The sequence below is a fragment of the Pseudomonas sp. XP2 genome, assembly GCF_053557975.1.
The window spans coordinates 65626-87390 of record NZ_JBNRIK010000025.1 but is presented as its reverse complement, the minus strand read 5'-3'; the positions used below and the strand labels follow the sequence as shown (position 1 = coordinate 87390).

The window sequence follows — 21765 nt, the reverse complement described above, 5'->3', positions numbered from 1 at the left end:
TCGAGTCCACCAGGCGGCGATCATCGGCCTGGTCGCCGACGTTCAGCGGCAAGGCACCGAAAACACTGCCAGCGGACACCCGCTGCAGGCCGTTGACGCGAATATCGGAGATGGTGAAGGACTCGGCGTGAACTTCAGCGATCATCAGTGCGGACATGACCGCAGTTAGCAGCAGACGTTTCATGAAGTCCTTTTATTCCAACTGGCAATAAACAACCTGCCGCGAAAAAGCGGCAGGTTCGCAATTGAGCGAAGCTTTATAGTCGACCCAGATCGTTGATCAGGGCGAGCAACATCACCCCTATGACCAAACTGATACCGATCTGGACCCCCCAACCTTGCACCCGATCCGACAGCGGACGACCGCGCGCCCACTCGACCAGGTAAAACAGCAAATGCCCCCCATCCAGTACCGGGATGGGCAGCAAGTTAAGAACCCCCAGGCTTATGCTCAGGTAGGCCAGGAAATTCAGGAAATCCCCCACGCCGGACTGGGCTGAAGCGCCCGCCACTTTAGCAATGGTTATCGGTCCACTCAAGTTTTTTACCGAGAGCTCCCCGAACAGCATTTTCTTCAGCGATTCGAGGGTCAGCACGCTCATGCTCCAGGTGCGTGACAAGCCCTCACCCACCGCTTCAAGCGGGCCGTAGCTGATTTCGCGGAGCATGCTGGCAGGCCATTCGCCACCTTTTACTCCGGCACCCAGATAACCACCGGCAGCCTTGCCCTCCCCCTTGCGCGCCAGGGTTACCCGCACGTCCAGGGCCGCACCGTCACGCTCGACACGCACAACCACATTGGCAGCCGGGCGGGCACGCACACTGTCGACCACCTGCTGCCATTGCGTCACGGCAACACCGTCGATGCTCAGCAGCTTGTCACCCGTCCTGAGGCCCGCAGCGGCAGCCGGCCCCTTCGGATCGATCTCGGCCAGCACCGGCTCAATCGCCGGGCGCCAAGGGTGCAGCCCCAGGGACTGGATAGGGTCCGGCTCGTCAGCGCCCTTTAGCCAGCTGTCCAGCTTGACCGGCAGCTGGCGCTCGGCAGACGCGCCTTCGTCGCGCACCCCAACCTGCAAGGTGCCGCTCTCGCCAAGGCGACGAACAAGCTGCAAATTGACCGCCGACCAACCGCTGGTCGGCTTGCCGTCGATAGAGACGATTTCCTGACCTGCGGTCAGCCCGGCCGATGCAGCCAGGCTGCCAGCATCGACTGCACCGATCACCGGCCGCACTTGCTGGGTACCCATCATTGCCAGCACCCAGAAGAACAGGATGGCCAGCAGGAAGTTGGCGATCGGACCCGCCGCGACGATCGCGATACGCTGGCCCACGGGCTTTCGGTTGAACGACTGATCAGCCAGCGCTGGCGGTACATCCCCCTCGCGCTCGTCGAGCATCTTCACGTAGCCACCCAGCGGGATGGCGGCGACCACAAACTCGGTGCCATGGCGGTCGTGCCAGCGCAACAGCGGTGTGCCGAAGCCCACCGAGAAGCGCAGCACCTTGACGCCGCAGCGGCGCGCCACCCAGAAGTGGCCGAATTCGTGGAAGGTGACCAGCACACCCAAAGCCACAAGGGTGCCGATAATCATGTAGAGCGCTGTCATGTCCATCTCCGAATGATGTTCAGCGGGCCGGCTGTATGCCAGCCCCCTCAGAAACCTGGGTGGGTTTGCATCAGCGACCGTGACGCCTCAGCCACTCACGGGAAAGCTCCCGGGCACGCTGGTCGGCGGCGAACACCGCGTCCAGCGACGGCAGCGGCACGACGGGCTCCTGATCGAGCACCTGTTCGATCATACCCGCGATCTCCGGAAAGCGGATACGCCGCTCAAGAAATGCTTCGACCGCCACCTCATTGGCTGCATTGAGTACGGCGGGTGCGCTGTTGCCCGCCTCGGCAGCCTGCCGCGCCAGGCGCAGGCAAGGGAAGCGCTGTTCGTCGGGCGCATGGAAATCCAGACGGGCGATGGCGAACAGGTCGAGCGGGGCCACCCCGGAATCGATACGTTCAGGCCACGCCAGGGCATTGGCGATCGGCGTACGCATGTCCGGATTACCCAGCTGCGCCAGCACCGAACCGTCCACATAATCGACCAGGGAGTGAATGACACTCTGTGGGTGCACCACCACCTCGACCTTGGCCGGTGGGGCATCGAACAACCAGCAGGCCTCGATCAGCTCGAGCCCCTTGTTCATCATGCTGGCCGAATCCACGGAAATCTTGCGCCCCATCGACCAGTTGGGATGCGCACAGGCCTGCTCCGGCGTCACATCCAGCAAAGCTTCGACCGGCGTTTCACGGAACGGGCCACCGGAAGCCGTCAGCAGTATCCGGCGCACGCCAACCGCGCTCAGGCCACGCGCGTAGTCGCCGGGCATGCACTGGAAGATCGCGTTGTGCTCGCTATCGATCGGCAACAGCACGGCACCGCTGCGCCGCACGGCCTCGATGAACAGCGCACCGGACATTACCAAGGCTTCCTTGTTGGCCAGCAGCACCTTCTTGCCCGCCTCGACGGCAGCCAAGGTGGGGCGCAGGCCGGCAGCGCCGACAATCGCTGCCATCACCGCATCCACTTCCGCTGCCGAAGCCACCTGACAAAGCCCGGCCTCGCCTTCCAGCACCTCGGTGGTGCAGCCGGCAGCCGCCAGGTTTTCGCGCAGTCGCACAGCTGCTTCGGCACTCGGCACTACAGCGAAGGCCGGGCGATGGCGCATGCACAGGGCCAGCAACTCGTCGATGCGCGAATAACCGCTGAGGGCGAACACCTGATAGCGATCGGGGTGGCGCGCGATCACATCCAGCGTGCTCAGACCGATGGAGCCGGTGGCCCCGAGTACGGTAATACGTTGCGGACGGCTCACATCACACCCCATTCGGCAGCCCACAACAACACGGCAAAAATCGGGATCGCCGCAGTAAGGCTGTCAATGCGGTCGAGTACACCCCCATGGCCGGGCAGCAGATTACTGCTGTCCTTGATACCGGAGCGGCGTTTGAACATGCTCTCTGTCAGGTCACCGACCACCGAGGACATGACCAGCAGCGCGGCACCCAGCAGGCCCAGCAGGATCTGACCGAAACCCCAGTCACGACTGATGCCAACCGCCAACGTAATCGCAAGGCTCACCGCCAGGCCGCCATACACGCCTTCCCAGCTCTTGCCTGGGCTGACCTGCGGGGCCAGCTTGCGCTTGCCGAAGGCCCTGCCAGAGAAGTAAGCGCCAATGTCGGCGGCCCACACCAGCACCATGACCGACAGGATCAGCCAATTGCCCAGCGGCCAGTGCTTGAGCAACACCAGCCCCTGCCAGGCAGGCAGCAATACCAGCAGGCCGATCAGCAACCGGCAGGCGGCACTGGCCCACAGCTCGCTGCTACGCGGGTAGGTAAGCACCAGCCAGGTGGCCAGCCCCCACCAGATCACTGCAGCACCCAGCACCCAGGGCGCCAGCTCCGGAAGGATGTACAGCAACATCAGCGCTCCGGCGACCACCGCGGCATAGGCGATACGCAGCGGCTGGGCCATCAACCCGGCCAGACGTGCCCACTCCCAGGCGCCAAGGGTCACCACGAAGCCGATGAACAGGGCGAAATCCCCGCCGTTGAGCAGGAAGAAGCCACCCAGCGCGATCGGCAGCAGGATCAGCGCAGTCATGATGCGTTGTTTAAGCATTAAGCACGAGCTCCAGCCTCGACCTGCTCGCTGGTCTTACCGAAGCGGCGCTGGCGCGAAGCGAAATCGGCCAGGGCATTGCGCATGGCCTCGTGTTTGAAGTCCGGCCAGTACAGGTCGGAGAAATACAGCTCGGCGTAGGCCAGCTGCCACAACAGGAAATTGCTGATGCGGTGCTCGCCACCGGTGCGAATGCACAGGTCCGGCAGCGGTAGCTCGCCGGTTGCCAGGCAGGTCTGCAGCAGGCCCGGGGTAATGTCTTCCGGGCGCAGGTGCCCGGCTTGCACTTCCCGCGCCAGCCGCTGAGCGGCCTGAGCGATGTCCCACTGGCCACCGTAGTTGGCCGCAATCTGCAGGATGAAGCGGTTGTTGCCGGCGGTCAGCGCCTCGGCCTCGCGCATGGCAGCTTGCAGTTCGGGATGGAAACGCGAACGGTCACCGATGATGCGCAAGCTGATGTTGTTCTCGTTGAGGCGCTTCGCCTCGCGGCGCAGGGCCGAGAAGAACAGCTCCATCAGCGCACCGACCTCTTCGGCGGGGCGCTGCCAGTTTTCGCTGGAGAACGCGAACAGGGTCAGTACCTCGACCCCGGACTTGGCACACACTTCGATGACCGCGCGAACGGCGTCTACACCCGCCTTGTGCCCGGCAACGCCGGGCAGCAGGCGTTTTTTCGCCCAGCGGTTGTTGCCATCCATGATGATCGCGACGTGACGCGGCACCGAGGACGGCGCCACTGGCTTGGTCTTTTCCATTAAGAAACCCCGGCCTTAGACGGCCATCAGGTCCTTTTCCTTGGCTTTGAAGGCAGCATCGACTTCGGCAACGAACTTGTCGGTCAGCTTCTGGATCTCGTCAGCGGCGCGACGTTCTTCGTCTTCGCTGATTTCCTTGTCCTTGGTCAGCTTCTTCAGGTCGGCAAGGGCGTCGCGGCGTACGTTGCGCACGGCAACCTTGGCATCCTCGCACACGCCACTGGCCTGCTTGGTATAGTTCTTGCGGGTTTCCTCGGTCAGGGCCGGCATTGGCACACGAATGGTAGTGCCGGCGCTGGACGGGTTCAGGCCCAGGTCAGAGGTAAGAATGGCCTTTTCGATGGCAGCGCTGAGGTTTTTGTCATGAGCGACAATTTTCAGGGTGCGGGCATCTTCGACGCTGATCGCAGCCACCTGGTTCAGCGGCATTTCGCTGCCCCAGGCAGTGACCTTGACGCTATCCAGGATGCTTGGGTGGGCACGACCGGTGCGGATCGCCGCCAGGTTACGGCTCAGGGCCTCAAGGGACTTGGTCATGCGCTCCTGCGCGTCTTTCTTGATGTCGTTGATCATGCTTGGCCTTCCTCGATCAGAGTACCTTCAGCGCCACCCACCACGATGTTCAGCAGGGCGCCAGGCTTGTTCATGTTGAATACCCGCAATGGCATCCCGTGGTCGCGGCACAGGACGATTGCGGTCAGGTCCATCACACCCAGCTTGCGATCCAGGACCTCATCGTAGGTCAGGTGATCGAACTTCTCGGCGTGTGGGTCCTTGAATGGATCGGCAGTGTACACACCATCGACCTTGGTCGCCTTCAGCACGACGTCGGCATCGATTTCGATGGCGCGCAGGCAAGCGGCGGAGTCGGTGGTGAAGAACGGGTTGCCGGTACCGGCGGAGAAAATTACCACATCCCCGGAGTTGAGGTGGCGAATAGCTTTGCGGCGATCATAATGATCGGTCACGCCGACCATGGAGATGGCGGACATGACCAGGGCCGGGATGTTCGAGCGCTCCAGCGCATCGCGCATGGCCAGGCCGTTCATCACGGTGGCCAGCATACCCATGTGGTCACCGGTGACGCGGTCCATGCCGGCTGCGCTGAGTGCAGCGCCACGGAACAGGTTGCCACCGCCAATCACCAGGCCGACCTGGACACCAATCCCTACCAACTGGCCAACTTCAAGGGCCATGCGATCCAGCACCTTCGGGTCGATCCCGAAGTCTTCCGAGCCCATCAGGGCCTCGCCGCTAAGTTTGAGCAAAATGCGTTTATAGCGAGGTTGGCGACCACTCACCTGCTGAGCCATTGCGAGTCTCTCCTGCGGCGTACTTTAGAAAATTCGTGCGGGCTGTTTTCAGCCTGCTAACTGTAGCGTGGCACCGCTTTGGTGCCAGCGGCGGCGGGTTTCATAAACCCTTCGCCGTTTTGACAAAGAGGCTGCGCGCGTGAGCGGGCAGCCTCTTTGGGGCGACAGACGGGGCTGTCTTACTGCTTGGCGGCAGCTACCTGAGCGGCAACTTCAGCAGCGAAGTCGTCGACTGGCTTCTCGATGCCTTCGCCTACTTTGAAGTAGGTGAAGGAAACGATTTCAGCGCCGGCTTTCTTGGCCAGCTCGCCAACCTTGACTTCTGGGTTCATGACGAAGGCCTGCTCTTTCAGCGAAGCTTCAGCCTTGAACTTGGTGATACGGCCGTTGATCATGTTCTCAACGATGTTTTCCGGCTTGCCGGCAATCTTGTCGGCGTTCAGCTGCAGGAAGACATTCTTCTCGCGCTCGATGGCCTCGGCGGAGATTTCCGACGAATCCAGGAACTCAGGGTTCGACGCTGCAACGTGCATGGCGATGTTCTTCGCCAGCTCGACGTCACCGCCTTTCAGAACGACGACTGCGCCGATCTTGTTGCCGTGCAGGTAGGCACCGACAACGTCACCTTCAACGCGCACCAGGCGACGGATGTTGACGTTCTCGCCACACTTGGCAACCAGGGCTTCACGAGCTGCTTCACGCGAGGCGATCAGCGGAGCGGCGTCGGTCAGTTTCTGGGCGAAGGCTTCTTCAAGGCTTTCGGCAACGAAGTTCTTGAAGTCGTCTTGCAGGGCCAGGAAGTCGGTCTGCGAGTTCACTTCCAGCAGAACGGCGGATTTACCGTCGGTCTTGACGGCGATAGCGCCTTCAGCAGCGACGTTGCCAGCCTTTTTGGCGGCCTTGATGGCGCCCGAGGCACGCATGTCGTCAATGGCTTTCTCGATGTCGCCGCCAGCCTTTTCCAGGGCTTTCTTGCAATCCATCATGCCTTCGCCAGTACGCTCGCGCAGTTCTTTTACCAGCGCTGCAGTAATTGCTGCCATTTCAAAATCCTCTTGGAAAGTTTTTCAACCATTCCACCCGTTCGTCACGGGCGTTAAATTCTGCGAATCCGCTGTTGTTATCTCAGCCAACCCATAATGCGGGGCCCTTGCTGACAGCAGGATTTCAAGGTGGCAAAAAGGGGGCAAAGCCCCCTTTTTGCGTGCCAAGTAGACGCTAGCGCCTATTACTCAGCAGCAGGTGCAGCCGCTTCTTCAACATAGACTTCGGTGCCGCCAGCAACGTTGTTGCGGCCGCGGATGATGGCGTCAGCCATCGAAGTCATGTACAGCTCGATGGCGCGGATGGCGTCGTCGTTGCCTGGGATGATGTAGTCAACACCTTCCGGGCTGCTGTTGGTATCGACAACGCCGATAACCGGGATGCCCAGCTTGTTAGCTTCGGTGATAGCAATGCGCTCGTGGTCAACGTCGATCACGAACAGGGCATCAGGCAGACCGCCCATGTCCTTGATACCACCCAGGCTGCGGTCCAGCTTTTCCAGATCGCGCGAACGCATCAGGGCTTCTTTCTTGGTCAGCTTGGCAAAGGTGCCGTCTTCGGCCTGGGCTTCCAGGTCGCGCAGACGCTTGATCGAAGCGCGGATGGTCTTGTAGTTGGTCAGCATGCCGCCCAACCAGCGGTGGTCAACGTATGGCGAACCGGCACGAGCAGCTTGCTCGGCGACGATCTTGCCGGCGGAACGCTTGGTGCCGACGAACATGATCTTGTTCTTGCCCTGAGCCAGACGCTCTACGAACGCCAGGGCGTCGTTGAACATTGGCAGGGTTTTTTCCAGGTTGATGATGTGGATCTTGTTACGCGCGCCGAAAATGTACTTGCCCATTTTCGGATTCCAGTAACGGGTCTGGTGGCCGAAGTGCACACCGGCCTTCAGCATATCGCGCATATTGACTTGGGACATGATAGTTCCTTGGTAAGTCGGGTTGGGCCTCCACGCGTCCCAATGACCAACCCGCAAATTCGAGAATCCGGGGCACCCAGGTCATCGTGTCGACACGTGTGTGGGTTTAGGCTTACGGGGTCGTCCCCGAAAGCGGCGCATGTTATACCACAGACCGCCAGCGAACGAAACCCGAATGAGGTTGCGTCTGTCAGCGGTTTTTGCAGCGCCCCGCCAAACAGGCCAGAATGCCTCCTGTAGACAGCAGCATGGCCGCCTTTATCCCGACAGAATGCCGCCCTGCTCTGCTAGAATCCGGCCTTTCCCGTTTGTTCGCGCCGCGTGCGGCGCCGTAGAGAGCCTGTAATGACCGTCAACATCAAGACCGCAGAAGACATCGAGAAGATGCGCATCGCCGGCCGCCTGGCCGCCGAGGTGCTGGAAATGATCGAGGAGCACGTCAAGCCCGGTGTTACCACCGAAGAGCTCGACCGCTTGTGCCACGACTATATCGTCAACGTCCAGCAGGCCATCCCGGCGCCGCTCAACTACAAGGGCTACCCGAAGTCGATCTGCACCTCGATCAACCATGTGGTCTGCCACGGCATCCCCAACGACAAGCCGCTCAAGGACGGTGACACGCTCAACATCGACGTCACCGTGATCAAGGACGGCTACCACGGCGATACCAGCCGCATGTTCCACGTGGGCAACGTGCCGGTGTGGGCCGAGCGCCTGTCCAAGGTTACCCAGGAGTGCATGTACAAGGCCATCGAGCTGGTCAAGCCGGGCTGCCGCCTGGGCGATATCGGCGAAGTGATCCAGAAGCACGCGGAAAAGAACGGCTTCTCGGTGGTACGCGAGTTCTGCGGCCACGGCATCGGCAAGGTGTTCCACGAAGAACCGCAGATCCTGCACTACGGCCGCGCCGGCACCGGCATGGAGCTTAAAGAAGGCATGACCTTCACCATCGAGCCGATGATCAACCAGGGCAAGGCCGACACCAAGGTGCTGGGCGACGGCTGGACCGCCATCACCAAGGACCGCAAGCTCTCGGCCCAGTGGGAACACACCCTGGTGGTGACCGCGACCGGTTATGAGATCTTCACCCTGCGCAAGGACGACACCATCCCGCGCACCTCGGCCTGACCGCACTCCCACAGGCCACCCGACGACAGGAACGTGACGCGATGCCCCAGGTGGACCCCGAGCTGTTCGACCGCGGCCAGTTCCAGGCGGAACTGGCCCTCAAGGCGAGCCCCATCGCCGCCTTCAAGAAAGCCATCCGCCAGGCCGGCGAGGTGCTCGACAAGCGTTTCCGCAGTGGCGACGATATCCGTCCACTGATCGAAGCCCGCGCCTGGCTCGTCGACAATATCCTGCAACAGGCGTGGAACCAGTTCGACTGGGGCGACCAGAATGGCATCGCCCTGGTCGCGGTGGGTGGCTACGGGCGCGGTGAGCTGCACCCGCATTCAGACATCGACCTGCTGATTTTGCTGGGCGCCGCCGAGCACGAACAATACCGCGACGCCATCGAACGCTTTCTCACCCTGCTGTGGGACATCGGCCTGGAAGTGGGCCAGAGCGTGCGCACCGTCGACGAGTGCGCCGAACAGGCCCGCGCGGACCTGACGGTGATTACCAACCTGATGGAAAGCCGTACCATCGCCGGCCCCGAGGCCCTGCGCCAGCGCATGCTGGAGGTGACCAGCACCGCGCACATGTGGCCGAGCAAAGACTTCTTCCTGGCCAAACGCGCCGAACTCAAGGCCCGTCACCATAAGTACAACGACACCGAGTACAACCTCGAACCTAACGTCAAGGGCTCGCCAGGCGGCCTGCGCGACATCCAGACGGTACTGTGGGTGGCCCGCCGCCAGTACGGCACCCTGAACCTGCACGCGCTGGCCGGCGAGGGTTTCTTGCTGGAAAGCGAGAACGAACTGCTGGCCTCGTCCCAGGATTTTCTGTGGAAGGTACGTTACGCCCTGCACATGCTGGCCGGTCGCGCCGAGGACCGCCTGCTGTTCGACCACCAGCGCAGCCTCGCCGCGCTGCTTGGGTACAGCGACGACAACCCCAAGCGGGCAATCGAGCAGTTCATGCAGCAGTACTACCGGGTGGTGATGAGCATCAGCCAGCTGTGCGACCTGATCATCCAGCACTTCGAAGAGGTCATCCTCGCCGACGAAGACAGCGGCACCACCCAACCGCTGAATGCACGCTTTCGCCTGCACGACGGCTATATCGAGGCCACCCACCCGAACGTGTTCAAGCGCACACCGTTCGCCATGCTGGAAATCTTCGTGCTGATGGCCCAGCACCCGGAAATCAAGGGCGTGCGCGCCGATACGGTGCGCCTGCTGCGTGAGCACCGCCACCTGATCGACGACACTTTCCGCACCGATATCCGCAACACCAGCCTGTTCATCGAGCTGTTCAAGTGCGAAATCGGCATCCACCGCAACCTGCGGCGGATGAACCGCTACGGCATCCTTGGCCGCTACCTGCCGGAGTTCGGCCTGATCGTCGGGCAGATGCAGCATGACCTGTTCCACATCTATACGGTCGATGCACACACCCTCAACCTCATCAAGCACCTGCGCAAGCTGCAGTACACACCGGTGTCCGAGAAATTCCCGCTGGCCAGCAAGCTGATGGGGCGCCTGCCCAAGCCCGAGCTGATCTACCTTGCCGGCCTTTACCACGACATCGGCAAAGGTCGCCAGGGCGACCATTCCGAGCTGGGCGCGGTGGATGCGAAGAAGTTCTGCGAGCGACACCAGTTGCCGGCCTGGGACAGCCGGTTGATCGTCTGGCTGGTGCAGAACCACCTGGTGATGTCGACCACAGCCCAGCGCAAGGACTTGTCCGACCCGCAGGTAATCAACGACTTTGCCCTGCACGTGGGCGACGAGACGCGCCTGGACTACCTGTACGTGCTGACCGTGGCCGACATCAATGCCACCAACCCCAGCCTGTGGAACTCGTGGCGGGCCAGTCTGTTGCGCCAGCTCTACAGCGAGACCAAGCGCGCCCTGCGCCGCGGCCTGGAAAACCCGCTGGACCGCGAAGAGCAGATCCGCCAGACGCAGTCCTCAGCACTGGATATTCTGGTGCGCGAGGGTACCGACCCGGACGACGTCGAGCAGCTGTGGTCGCAACTGGGTGATGACTACTTCCTCAAGCACACCGCCGCCGACGTAGCCTGGCATACGGATGCGATCCTGCAGCAACCGGCTGATGGCGGGCCGCTGGTGCTGATCAAGGAAACCACCCAGCGGGAGTTCGAAGGCGGCACGCAGATCTTCATCTACGCCCCCGATCAGCACGATTTCTTTGCCGTGACGGTGGCGGCCATGTCGCAGCTGAACCTGAACATCCATGACGCGCGGATCATCACGTCGAGCAGCCAGTTCACCCTCGACACCTACATTGTGCTGGACAACGACGGCGGCTCGATCGGCGACAACCCGCAGCGGGTCAAGCAGATTCGCGATGGCCTGACCGAAGCGCTGCGCAACCCCGAAGACTACCCGACCATCATCCAGCGCCGGGTGCCGCGCCAGCTCAAGCACTTCGACTTCCCGCCGCAGGTGACCATCCTCAACGATGCCCAGCGGCCAGTGACCATCCTCGAAATCACCGCACCCGACCGCCCGGGCCTGCTGGCCCGGCTGGGGCGCATTTTCCTGGAGTTCGACCTGTCGCTGCAGAACGCCAAGATCGCCACTCTGGGCGAACGGGTGGAAGACGTGTTCTTCATCACTGATGCCGACAACCAGCCGCTGTCCGACCCGCAGCTGTGCAGCCGCCTGCAGGAGGCCATCGTGCAGCAGCTACAAGCCGGCCAAGGTAGCGACACCAGCCCGACCCGCGTGACCATTTAACGATTAGACGATTGACGAGACCTTGCGCCGATGAACCATGCCTTGACCCAGCTTCAGCCCTACCCGTTCGAAAAGCTCCGCGCCCTGCTGGGCAGCGTGAAGCCTGCGGCGGACAAACGCGCCATCGCCCTGTCGATCGGTGAGCCGAAGCACGAATCGCCGGCGTTCGTGGCCCAGGCCATGGCCGACAACCTTGACAAGCTGGCGGTGTACCCCAGCACCATCGGCGTGCCGGCCCTGCGCCAGGCCATCGGCCAGTGGTGCGAGCAGCGTTTTGGTGTGCCGGCCGGCTGGCTGGATGCCGAGCAGCACATCCTGCCGGTCAATGGCACCCGTGAAGCGCTGTTTGCCTTCACCCAGGCGGTGGTCAACCGTGCAGATGACGGCCTGGTAATCAGCCCAAACCCGTTCTACCAGATCTACGAAGGCGCAGCACTGCTGGCCGGGGCAACACCGCACTACCTGCCCTGCCTGGAAAGCAACGGTTTCAACCCCGATTTCGATGCCGTAACGGCGGACGTGTGGAAGCGCTGCCAGATCCTGTTCCTGTGCTCGCCGGGCAACCCCACCGGTGCATTGGTGCCGATGGACACCCTGAAAAAGCTGATTGCCCTGGCTGACGAACACGACTTCGTGATCGCCGCCGACGAGTGCTACAGCGAGCTGTACTTCGACGAAGATGCGCCACCACCGGGCCTGCTGACCGCCTGCGCCGAGCTTGGCCGTAGTGATTTTGCCCGCTGCGTGGTGTTCCATAGCCTGTCCAAGCGCTCCAACCTGCCGGGCCTGCGTTCGGGCTTTGTGGCTGGCGACGCCAAAATCATCAAGCCGTTCCTGCTGTACCGCACCTACCACGGCTGTGCCATGCCGGTGCAAACCCAGCTGGCCAGCATTGCCGCGTGGCAGGACGAGGCGCATGTGCGCGAGAACCGCGACCAGTACCGCGCCAAATACGATGCCGTGCTGGACATCCTGCAGCCGGTGCTGGACGTGCAGCGCCCGGATGGCAGCTTCTACCTGTGGGCCAAGGTGCCGGGCTGCGATGCCGAATTCACCCGCGACCTGTTCGAAGCCCAGCATGTGACCGTGGTACCAGGCTCGTACCTGTCGCGTGAAGTGGAGGGTGTGAACCCAGGCGCCGGGCGCGTACGCATGGCGCTGGTTGCACCGCTGGCCGAGTGCATCGAGGCGGCAGAGCGGATTCGTGCCTTCCTGCAAAACCGCTAATTGAGCTGGGGGCGCTGTGCGCCCCATTCGCGGGACAAGCCCGCGCCCACAGGCCTCCAGCAACCTCAAATGGAGGACCTGTGGGAGCGGGCTTGTCCCGCGAATGGCAACAAGGAGATCTACTTGACCTGCCCCAGGTTGGCCTCACTCATATCCAGCTCCCCAAGCACCTGCCGCACCACCTCATCGCCCACCTGGTGCTGGCGATGCAGGTTATACAGCTCCAGCCGCTGCGCCCTCAGCGCACGCAAGCGCAAACGCCGCTCCAGCAAGTCCATCTGTTCGGCCAGGGCCTTGGCCTCGGCACTGTCGTTGTAGCTGTCCAGTTCATCCCGATACTCAGCCATCAACCGTGCCTTCAGCTCGGTCGCCAGGGTCGCCTGCGCAGCATCTTGCGGGGCATTGGCGTCGATCACCTCCTCTGCTTCCAGGGCATGAATCGCTGCCTCGGCCGTGCGCCGCCAGGCTTCCTGCACCTCCTGGTGCAAGCGTTCGTCCGGGCTCTTGGTCACCCCGCGCAGCAATATCGGCAGCGCGATGCAGGCGCTGATCAACGATAGCAGGATCACCCCGGCGGCAATGAAAATCAGCAAATCACGCTCAGGGAAGGCCTTGCCCGCCCCCATCAGCAACGGCACCGACATCACACCCGCCAGGGTCACCGCCCCGCGCACACCGCCCAAGGTCAGCAGCCAGCAGGAGCGCGCCGTAGGCATCAGCACCAGCGCCGGTTTGCCGCGCCAGCGGCGCACCACGCCGATCGACCGCCAGATGCTCTGCACCCAGATGAACCGCAGCAGGATCAGTGCAGCAAAGATCGCCACCACGTCCAGGCAGCGGTAGGCCAGGGTCGGCCACACGGTGGCTTCGTGGCTGACCACCGCCTTGATGATGTCTGGCAACTGCAGGCCCAACAGCAGGAAGATCAGGCCATTGAAGGCGAACTCCAGCAACGACCAGACGCTCCGGTTAAGCAGGCGGGTGCTGGTCTGGCGTGGCAGCAGGTCGAGCCAGCTTTGCATCATGCCGGCCGCTACCGCCGAAAGGATGCCCGAAACGCCCAGGCGCTCGGCCAGCACGTAGGCCGCGAACGGCAGCAGCAGCATGAACACCACGTGGGTGGCCGGGTCGTCCCAGCCGCGGGCGATCATCCAGGCGCGCAGGCGGCCGACCAGCCAGCTCAGGCCCACCCCCACCGCCAGACCGCCAAGCGCGACCAGCACAAAGCTGAAGCTGGCATCGGCCAGCGAAAACACCCCGGTGATCGCCGCCGCAAGGGCGAACTTGAAGGTCACCAGGCCCGATGCATCGTTCATCAGGGCCTCCCCCTGCAGCATGTGCATCAGCGGGGTGGGCAGGCGGTCCTGGGCGATGGCCGAAACCGCCACGGCATCGGTCGGCGACAGCACCGCCGCCAAGGCGAAAGCCACCGGCAGGGGGATGCTCGGCAGCAGCCAGTGAATGAAATAGCCGGCCCCGACCACAGTGAACAGCACCAACCCTACGGCCAGCGCCACCACTGGCCCGCGAATGCGCCACAACTCACGCTTGGGGATGCGCCAACCGTCGGCAAAGAGCAGGGGCGGCAAGAACAGGAACAGGAACAACTCGGGGTCCAGGGCCACATGCAGCCCCAGTGTCGGCAGGGCCAGCAAGGCACCGGCAGCGATCTGCACCAGCGGCAAGGGCAGCGGGATCATGCGGCCGACCAGCTTCGACAGGCTGACCAGCGTCAGCAGGATGAGGACGGTGTAGGCGGACTGCATCCGGGAAAGCTTCCTTTGTGAACCAGAAACGGTAGCAAGGCGAACCATCGCCATTGAAACAATATGTTAGCGGCGACCGACGGTTCGGGGCCGCTGCACGATAGTCGCAGGTGACGGCGGAATATGTAACATGATGATACTTCAGAAGGTGCAGGCCTTGATTCTTGCAGCGCCCATGAGATCGAGCACCGCCCGCGCGGCGCTCGATCTCATGGGCGCTGCAAGGCTCAAGGCAAGTACACCCGTGGCGCTCACTGTTTCGTTCCCGCATAATCCCGCGACTGACATCGAAAGACGGAGAGATTGGGGCGACTTGTAACCCCAATGTACACAATGACCTACACGCTCTACGGCATCAAAGCCTGTGACACCATGAAAAAAGCGCGTACCTGGCTCGAAGACAAAGCCATCGCCTACGAATTTCACGATTACAAGACCCAAGGCATCGACCGCGACCGCCTGAACCGCTGGTGCGACGAACACGGCTGGGAAGTCATCCTCAACCGTGCCGGCACCACCTTCCGCAAGCTGGACGACGCCAGCAAGGCAGACCTCGACCAGGCCAAGGCCGTCGAGCTGATGCTGGCCCAGCCGTCGATGATCAAACGCCCGGTGCTGGACCTTGGCGCGCGCACCCTGGTCGGCTTCAAGCCGGACCTGTACGCCGCTGCCCTGGCCTGAGCCCCCACCCTATTTCGCACGAGGTAATCACATGTCCAATACCCTGTTCAGCCTGGCCTTCGGTGTCGGCTCCCAGAACCGCCAGGGCGCCTGGCTGGAAGTGTTCTACGCGCAACCGCTGCTCAACCCGAGCGCCGAGCTGGTTGCCGCTGTAGCCCCTGTTCTCGGTTACGAAGGTGGCAACCAGGCCATCGCCTTCAGCAACGGCCAGGCCTTGAAATTGGCCGAAGCCCTGAAAGGCGTGGATGCGGCCCAGGCCGCCCTGCTGATCCGCCTGGCCGAAAGCCACAAGCCGCTGGTCGCTACCCTGCTGGCCGAAGACGCTGCCCTGACCTCCACCCCAGAGGCCTACCTCAAGCTGCACCTGTTGTCGCACCGCCTGGTCAAGCCACACGGCCTGAGCCTGGCTGGCATCTTCCCGCTGCTGCCGAACGTAGCCTGGACCAACCAGGGCGCGGTCGACCTGGCCGAACTGGCCGAGCTGCAACTGGAAGCGCGCCTGAAGGGCGAGCTGCTGGAAGTGTTCTCGGTGGACAAGTTCCCGAAGATGACCGACTACGTGGTCCCGGCCGGCGTGCGCATCGCCGATACCGCCCGTGTGCGCCTGGGCGCCTACATCGGCGAAGGCACCACCATCATGCACGAAGGCTTCGTCAACTTTAACGCGGGCACCGAAGGCCCGGGCATGATCGAAGGCCGCGTGTCCGCCGGCGTATTCGTTGGCAAAGGTTCCGACCTGGGCGGCGGTTGCTCGACCATGGGTACCCTGTCCGGTGGCGGCAACATCGTCATCAAGGTGGGCGAAGGCTGCCTGATCGGCGCCAACGCTGGTATCGGCATTCCGCTGGGCGACCGCAACACCGTTGAAGCCGGCCTGTACATCACCGCTGGCACCAAGGTGAACCTGCTGGACGAGAACAACGAGCTGGTCAAGGTGGTCAAGGCCCGCGACCTGGCCGGCCAGACCGACCTGCTGTTCCGCCGCAACTCGCTGAATGGCGCGGTAGAATGCAAGACCCACAAGTCGGCCATCGAGCTGAACGAGGCGCTGCACGCTCACAACTGAGCATGCTTGGCGTTTGAAATGTTAAGATCGGGTCTGGCACCACGCCAGACCCGATTTTCATTCCAGGCCCCGTGAACATGTTCCAGCCCTCCCCCTGGCGTGCCGACTTCCCCGCCATCGCCGCCCTGCAACGGCAGCACCAGACCTACCTGGACAGCGCCGCTACCACCCAAAAGCCGCAAGCCCTGATCGATGCCTTGAGCCATTACTACAGCCATGGCGCGGCCAACGTACACCGTGCCCAGCACCTGCCCGGTGCACTGGCGACCCAGGCTTTCGAAACCAGCCGAGACAAGGTCGCCGCCTGGTTGAATGCTGCGGACTCACGGCAGATCGTGTTCACCCACGGTGCCACCTCGGCCTTGAACCTGCTGGCCTACGGCCTTGAGCACCGCTTCGAAGCCGGTGACGAAATTGCCATCAGCGCGCTGGAGCACCATGCCAACCTGCTGCCCTGGCAACAGCTGGCACGCCGGCGCAACCTGCGCCTGGTGATACTGCCGCTGGATGCCTTTGGCCGCATCGACCTGAACCAGGCACTGCAACTGATAGGCCCGCGCACCCGGGTGCTCGCCGTCAGCCAGCTGTCCAACGTACTGGGTACCTGGCAACCGCTGCCGGCCCTGCTTTCCCATGCCCGCGCACAAGGCGCGCTGACCGTGGTCGACGGTGCCCAGGGCGTGGTGCATGGTCGCCACGATGTGCAGCAACTGGGCTGCGACTTCTATGTGTTCTCCAGCCACAAGTTGTACGGCCCGGATGGGATTGGCGTGCTGTACGGCCACACTCGGGCGCTGGAGCTGCTGCGCCATTGGCAGTTCGGTGGCGAGATGGTGCAACTGGCCGAGTACCAGAGCGCCAGCTTTCGCCCTGCACCGCTGGGGTTCGAGGCGGGTACGCCGCCAATCGCCGGGGTGATAGGCCTGGGGGCGACCCTGGATTATTTGGCCAGCCTCGACGTCCAGGCTGTCGAAGCCCACGAAACCAGCCTGCACCAGCGCCTGCTGCGCGGCCTGGCTGACCGTGAGGGCGTGCGGGTATTGGGGGCACCGCAGGCGGCGCTGGCCAGCTTCGTCATCGAGGGCGTGCACAACGCAGATATCGCCCACCTGCTCACCGAGCAAGGGATAGCCGTGCGTGCCGGACACCACTGCGCCATGCCGCTCTTGCAAGGGCTGGGGCTGGAGGGCGCAATCCGTGTATCGCTGGGCTTGTACAACGACAGCGACGACTTGCAGCGCTTCTTCGCTGCGCTTGATCAGGGCCTGGAGTTGCTGCGATGAGCATGCCGGAACAGGCGCGCCAGGCGCTGGAAGCGTTTGAACAGGGCAAGGGCTGGGAACAGCGCGCCCGGCTGCTGATGCAGTGGGGCGACCGCCTGGAGCCGCTGGCCGAGACTGACAAGACCGAAGCCAACCGGGTGCATGGCTGCGAAAGCCTGGTGTGGCTGATGGCCGAACTCGTCGATGGGCAGTGGCGGTTCAAGGCCAGCAGCGATGCACGCTTGTTGCGCGGGCTGCTGGCGTTGTTGCTGGTGCGGGTGCAGGGGTTGACCAGTGAAGAGCTGGCCAGGCTTGATCTGCGCGAGTGGTTCACCCAACTGGGGCTAGAGCGCCAGCTGTCCCCGTCACGCAGCAATGGGCTGCATGCGGTGTTGCAGCGAATGGCGGAGTTGGCGTCCAACCACTGAATCCAAGGCATACGCTGCTCCCTGTAGGAGCGGCCTTGTGCCGCGAAAGGGCCGCACAGCGGCCCCAGCCATCTTCGTGGAGAGGCTGAAATGGGGCCGCTACGCGCCCCTTTCGCGGCACAAGGCCGCTCCTACAAGGAGCGAGGTGGCCTGTGAATGATTACTCAGGCTTGATCCGCTCCGAAGGCCGCCGCGCACCCGCCACCAATTTCTCGATCGCCTTGCTCGCCGCCACCATGCCAAAGGTCGCGGTCACCATCATCACTGCACCAAAGCCACCCGAGCAGTCCAGCCTTACCCCCTCCCCTACAAAGCTTTTTTGCAGGCAAACGCTGCCATCACCCTTGGGATAACGCAGCTGTTCGCTGGAGAACACGCACGGCACACCATAGTTGCGGCTGACATTGCGCGAGAAGTTGTAATCGCGGCGCAAGGTGGAGCGCACCCGCGAGGCCAGTGGGTCGTTGAAGGTCTTGTTCAGGTCGGCGATCTGGATCTGGGTCGGGTCGATCTGCCCACCAGCGCCACCCGTGGTAACGATGGCAATCTTTCGCCGCCGGCACCAGGCAATCAACGCCGCCTTGGCCATGACGCTGTCGATGCAGTCGATCACACAGTCCAGGTGCTCGTGGATATGCTCGGCCATGGTTTCACGGGTAACGAAGTCCGCTACCGCATGCACCGTGCATGCCGGGTTGATCGCACGCAAGCGTTCAGCCATGACGTCGACCTTGGGCCGCCCCACCTGGCCTTCCAGGGCATGGGCCTGGCGGTTGGTGTTGCTGACGCAGACGTCGTCCAGGTCAAACAGGCTGATTTCGCCCACGCCGCTGCGGGCCAGCGCTTCAGCCACCCAGGACCCTACCCCGCCAATACCGACCACAGCCACATGGGCCTGCCCCAGGCGCTGCAGCCCCTGGTCGCCATACAGCCGGGCAACGCCGGCGAAGCGTGGATCTTCTGTGCTCATGTTCATACCCCAAAAAACCGGCGCGCATTATATGCCAGCGGGCCCATGGCCTGCATCGTTAGGAAAGAGACTACTAACCCTGCTTTAATGTCCTATCACTTCGACACAAATGGACGACAATGTCTTCACGTAAATTCGGCCTGAACCTGGTTGTGGTGCTGGCCATCGCCGCGTTGTTCACCGGGTTCTGGGCACTGATCAACCGCCCGGTCTCCGCCCCTGCCTGGCCAGAACAGATCTCTGGCTTTTCGTATTCGCCGTTCCGCCTGGGTGAAAGCCCGCAGAAGGGCCAGTACCCCACTGACGACGAGATGCGCCAGGACCTGGAGCAGTTGAGCAAACTGACCGACAGCATCCGAATCTATACCGTGGAGGGCACCCAGGCCGACATCCCGCGCCTGGCCGAGGAGTTTGGCTTGCGGGTGACGCTGGGGATCTGGATCAGCCCGGACCTGGAACGCAACGAGCGCGAAATCGCCACGGCCATCCAGTTGGCCAACACCTCGCGCAGCGTGGTGCGGGTAGTGGTCGGCAACGAGGCGCTGTTCCGTGAAGAAGTCACCCCGGAAAACCTGATCAAATACCTGGACCGGGTACGCGCAGCCGTCAAGGTACCGGTGACCACCAGTGAACAATGGCACATCTGGAAGGAAAACCCGGAGATCGCCAAGCACGTCGACCTGATTGCCGCGCACATCCTGCCCTACTGGGAATTCGTCCCGATGAAGGATTCGGTCGAGTTCGTGCTCGACCGCGCCCGGGAGCTGAAGCACCAGTTTCCGCGCAAACCCCTGCTGTTGTCCGAGGTCGGCTGGCCGAGCAACGGCCGCATGCGCGGTGGTGCCGATGCCAGCCAGGCCGACCAGGCCATCTACCTGCGCACCTTGGTCAATACCCTCAACCGCCGTGGCTACAACTACTTTGTCATCGAAGCCTATGACCAGCCGTGGAAGGCTAGCGACGAAGGCTCGGTAGGCGCCTATTGGGGCGTGTACAACGCCGAGCGTCAGCAAAAATTCAACTTCGATGGGCCCGTGGTGGCGATCCCGCAGTGGCGAGCCCTGGCGGTGGCCTCGGTGGTGCTGGCGATGATTGCGCTGATGGTGCTGTTCATCGACGGCTCGGCCCTGCGCCAGCGCGGCCGCACATTCCTGACCTTCATCACCTTTTTGTGCGGGTCGGTACTGGTGTGGATTGCCTACGACTACAGCCAGCAGTACAGCACCTGGTTCAGCCTGACCGTGGGCGTACTGCTTGCTCTTGGCGCGCTGGGCGTGTTCATCGTGCTGCTTACCGAGGCCCATGAACTGGCCGAGGCCGTATGGATACACAAGCGCCGACGCGAGTTCCTGCCGGTACAGGCCGACAGCGCCTACCGGCCCAAGGTATCGGTGCATGTGCCGTGCTACAACGAGCCACCTGAGATGGTGAAGCAGACCCTCGACGCCCTGGCCGCGCTGGACTACCCCGACTACGAAGTGCTGGTGATCGACAACAACACCAAGGACCCGGCCGTGTGGGAGCCGCTGAAGGCTCACTGCGAGAAGCTCGGCGAGCGCTTCAAGTTTTTCCACGTCGCGCCACTGGCCGGCTTCAAGGGCGGCGCGCTCAACTACCTGATCCCGCACACGGCCAAGGACGCTGAGGTGATTGCGGTGATCGACTCGGACTACTGCGTCGACCGCAACTGGCTCAAGCACATGGTGCCGCACTTCGCCGACCCGAAAATTGCCGTGGTGCAGTCGCCGCAGGACTACCGCGACCAGCACGAAAGCGCCTTCAAGAAGCTGTGCTACAGCGAGTACAAGGGCTTCTTCCACATCGGCATGGTCACCCGCAACGACCGTGACGCAATCATCCAGCACGGCACCATGACCATGACCCGGCGCACGGTACTGGAAGAGCTGGGCTGGGCCGAATGGTGCATCTGCGAGGACGCCGAGCTGGGCCTGCGCGTGTTCGAGAAAGGCCTGTCGGCCGCCTACGCCCACAACAGCTACGGCAAGGGCCTGATGCCTGACACCTTCATCGATTTCAAGAAGCAGCGCTTCCGCTGGGCCTACGGCGCCATTCAGATCATCAAACACCACGCCAGTGCCCTGTTGCGCGGCAAGGGCAGCGAGCTGACCCGTGGCCAGCGCTACCACTTCCTGGCCGGCTGGCTGCCGTGGGTCGCCGACGGCATGAATATCTTCTTTACCATCGGTGCGCTGCTGTGGTCAGCGGCAATGATCATCGTGCCGCACCGCGTCGACCCGCCGCTGATGATCTTCGCCATCCCGCCGCTGGCGCTGTTCTTCTTCAAGGTCGGCAAGATCATTTTCCTTTACCGCCGTGCGGTGGGGGTCAACCTCAAGGACGCCTTCGCCGCAGCGCTGGCCGGCCTGGCGCTGTCGCATACCATTGCCAAGGCGGTGCTTTACGGCTTTTTCACCAGCAGCATGCCGTTTTTCCGCACGCCCAAGAATGCCGACAGCCATGGGCTGTTGGTGGCACTTTCCGAAGCGCGCGAAGAGCTGTTCATCATGTTGCTGCTGTGGGGCGCGGCGTTGGGTATCTACCTGGTGCAAGGGCTGCCGAGTTCGGACATGCGCTTCTGGGTGGCGATGTTGCTGGTGCAGTCGTTGCCTTATGTGGCAGCGCTGGTGATGGCGTTGCTGTCTTCGCTGCCCAAGCCAGTGGAGAAGGCTGCCGAAGCGCAGCAGGCGTGAGATTGCCGGGGCTGCTTTGCAGCCCATTCGCGGCACAAGGCCGCTCCCACAAGGATGACCGCAGC

The 21765-nt window shown here is 62.8% G+C and carries 18 protein-coding genes and 1 pseudogene; 8 read left to right on the top strand and 11 right to left on the bottom strand.

What is annotated here, in order from left to right; all coding sequences use genetic code 11:
* The 9 genes and pseudogenes from ACK1VC_RS22780 to rpsB form a co-directional block, all read right to left on the bottom strand.
* Positions 1-184, bottom strand: a pseudogene (locus ACK1VC_RS22780) (POTRA domain-containing protein); the annotation flags it as partial.
* 73 nt (positions 185-257) lie between these two features.
* Complete coding sequence (gene rseP / locus ACK1VC_RS22775; RefSeq protein ID WP_016485213.1) at positions 258-1610, bottom strand: RIP metalloprotease RseP; 1353 nt, start codon at positions 1608-1610, stop codon at positions 258-260.
* A gap of 70 nt (positions 1611-1680) precedes the next feature.
* Entirely contained in the window at positions 1681-2871 is a 1191-nt protein-coding gene (ispC, locus tag ACK1VC_RS22770; protein WP_060517529.1) for a 1-deoxy-D-xylulose-5-phosphate reductoisomerase, read from the bottom strand.
* Entirely contained in the window at positions 2868-3683 is an 816-nt protein-coding gene (locus ACK1VC_RS22765) for a phosphatidate cytidylyltransferase (protein ID WP_016485211.1), read from the bottom strand. The genes ispC and ACK1VC_RS22765 overlap by 4 nt, the downstream gene beginning before the upstream one ends.
* Positions 3683-4438 (bottom strand): polyprenyl diphosphate synthase, encoded by a 756-nt coding sequence (gene uppS / locus ACK1VC_RS22760; protein WP_016485210.1) that lies wholly within the window; start codon positions 4436-4438, stop codon positions 3683-3685. Before uppS ends, ACK1VC_RS22765 begins: the two co-directional genes overlap by 1 nt.
* A 15-nt stretch (positions 4439-4453) precedes the next feature.
* Complete coding sequence (gene frr / locus ACK1VC_RS22755; protein ID WP_060517531.1) at positions 4454-5011, bottom strand: ribosome recycling factor; 558 nt, start codon at positions 5009-5011, stop codon at positions 4454-4456.
* Positions 5008-5751 (bottom strand): UMP kinase, encoded by a 744-nt coding sequence (gene pyrH, locus ACK1VC_RS22750; RefSeq protein ID WP_012270836.1) that lies wholly within the window; start codon positions 5749-5751, stop codon positions 5008-5010. The genes frr and pyrH overlap by 4 nt, the downstream gene beginning before the upstream one ends.
* 179 nt (positions 5752-5930) lie before the next feature.
* Entirely contained in the window at positions 5931-6794 is an 864-nt protein-coding gene (tsf, locus tag ACK1VC_RS22745) for a translation elongation factor Ts (protein WP_016485208.1), read from the bottom strand.
* A gap of 185 nt (positions 6795-6979) precedes the next feature.
* On the bottom strand, positions 6980-7717 hold the full coding sequence (gene rpsB, locus ACK1VC_RS22740; protein WP_016485207.1) for a 30S ribosomal protein S2: 738 nt from the start codon (positions 7715-7717) through the stop codon (positions 6980-6982).
* Positions 7718-8062: 345 nt separating this feature from the next.
* On the opposite strand from rpsB, the gene map reads away from it, so the two are divergent.
* From map to dapC, 3 genes are read left to right on the top strand one after another with little or no spacing between them, the layout of a single operon-like run.
* The gene (gene map / locus ACK1VC_RS22735; protein ID WP_016485206.1) at positions 8063-8845 is read left to right on the top strand and encodes a type I methionyl aminopeptidase; all 783 of its coding nucleotides are present in this window, start codon (positions 8063-8065) and stop codon (positions 8843-8845) included.
* A gap of 41 nt (positions 8846-8886) precedes the next feature.
* Positions 8887-11589: a [protein-PII] uridylyltransferase gene (locus tag ACK1VC_RS22730; RefSeq protein ID WP_016485205.1), complete on the top strand. Its 2703-nt coding sequence runs from the start codon at positions 8887-8889 to the stop codon at positions 11587-11589.
* A gap of 30 nt (positions 11590-11619) precedes the next feature.
* The gene (dapC, locus tag ACK1VC_RS22725) at positions 11620-12816 is read left to right on the top strand and encodes a succinyldiaminopimelate transaminase (RefSeq protein ID WP_016485204.1); all 1197 of its coding nucleotides are present in this window, start codon (positions 11620-11622) and stop codon (positions 12814-12816) included.
* 119 nt (positions 12817-12935) lie between these two features.
* Here dapC and ACK1VC_RS22720 read toward each other — a convergent pair whose 3' ends face one another.
* The gene (locus ACK1VC_RS22720) at positions 12936-14582 is read right to left on the bottom strand and encodes a Na+/H+ antiporter (RefSeq protein ID WP_023047678.1); all 1647 of its coding nucleotides are present in this window, start codon (positions 14580-14582) and stop codon (positions 12936-12938) included.
* A 333-nt stretch (positions 14583-14915) separates the two neighbouring features.
* On the opposite strand from ACK1VC_RS22720, the gene ACK1VC_RS22715 reads away from it, so the two are divergent.
* From ACK1VC_RS22715 to ACK1VC_RS22700, 4 genes are all read left to right on the top strand, one after another.
* Complete coding sequence (locus ACK1VC_RS22715) at positions 14916-15263, top strand: ArsC family reductase (RefSeq protein WP_031311924.1); 348 nt, start codon at positions 14916-14918, stop codon at positions 15261-15263.
* 31 nt (positions 15264-15294) lie between these two features.
* On the top strand, positions 15295-16329 hold the full coding sequence (dapD, locus tag ACK1VC_RS22710; protein ID WP_191087332.1) for a 2,3,4,5-tetrahydropyridine-2,6-dicarboxylate N-succinyltransferase: 1035 nt from the start codon (positions 15295-15297) through the stop codon (positions 16327-16329).
* A gap of 77 nt (positions 16330-16406) precedes the next feature.
* Positions 16407-17612: a cysteine desulfurase gene (locus ACK1VC_RS22705; protein WP_191087331.1), complete on the top strand. Its 1206-nt coding sequence runs from the start codon at positions 16407-16409 to the stop codon at positions 17610-17612.
* A complete protein-coding gene (locus tag ACK1VC_RS22700) occupies positions 17609-18019 on the top strand; it encodes a SufE family protein (RefSeq protein ID WP_016485198.1) in 411 nt (136 codons plus the stop codon). Before ACK1VC_RS22705 ends, ACK1VC_RS22700 begins: the two co-directional genes overlap by 4 nt.
* Positions 18020-18179: 160 nt before the next feature.
* Here ACK1VC_RS22700 and tcdA read toward each other — a convergent pair whose 3' ends face one another.
* Entirely contained in the window at positions 18180-18989 is an 810-nt protein-coding gene (gene tcdA, locus ACK1VC_RS22695) for a tRNA cyclic N6-threonylcarbamoyladenosine(37) synthase TcdA (RefSeq protein WP_161775553.1), read from the bottom strand.
* A 119-nt stretch (positions 18990-19108) separates the two neighbouring features.
* On the opposite strand from tcdA, the gene ACK1VC_RS22690 reads away from it, so the two are divergent.
* Positions 19109-21700, top strand: coding sequence for a glycosyltransferase (locus ACK1VC_RS22690; RefSeq protein WP_060517537.1), 2592 nt, complete (start codon positions 19109-19111; stop codon positions 21698-21700).
* Positions 21701-21765: the final 65 nt, after the last annotated feature.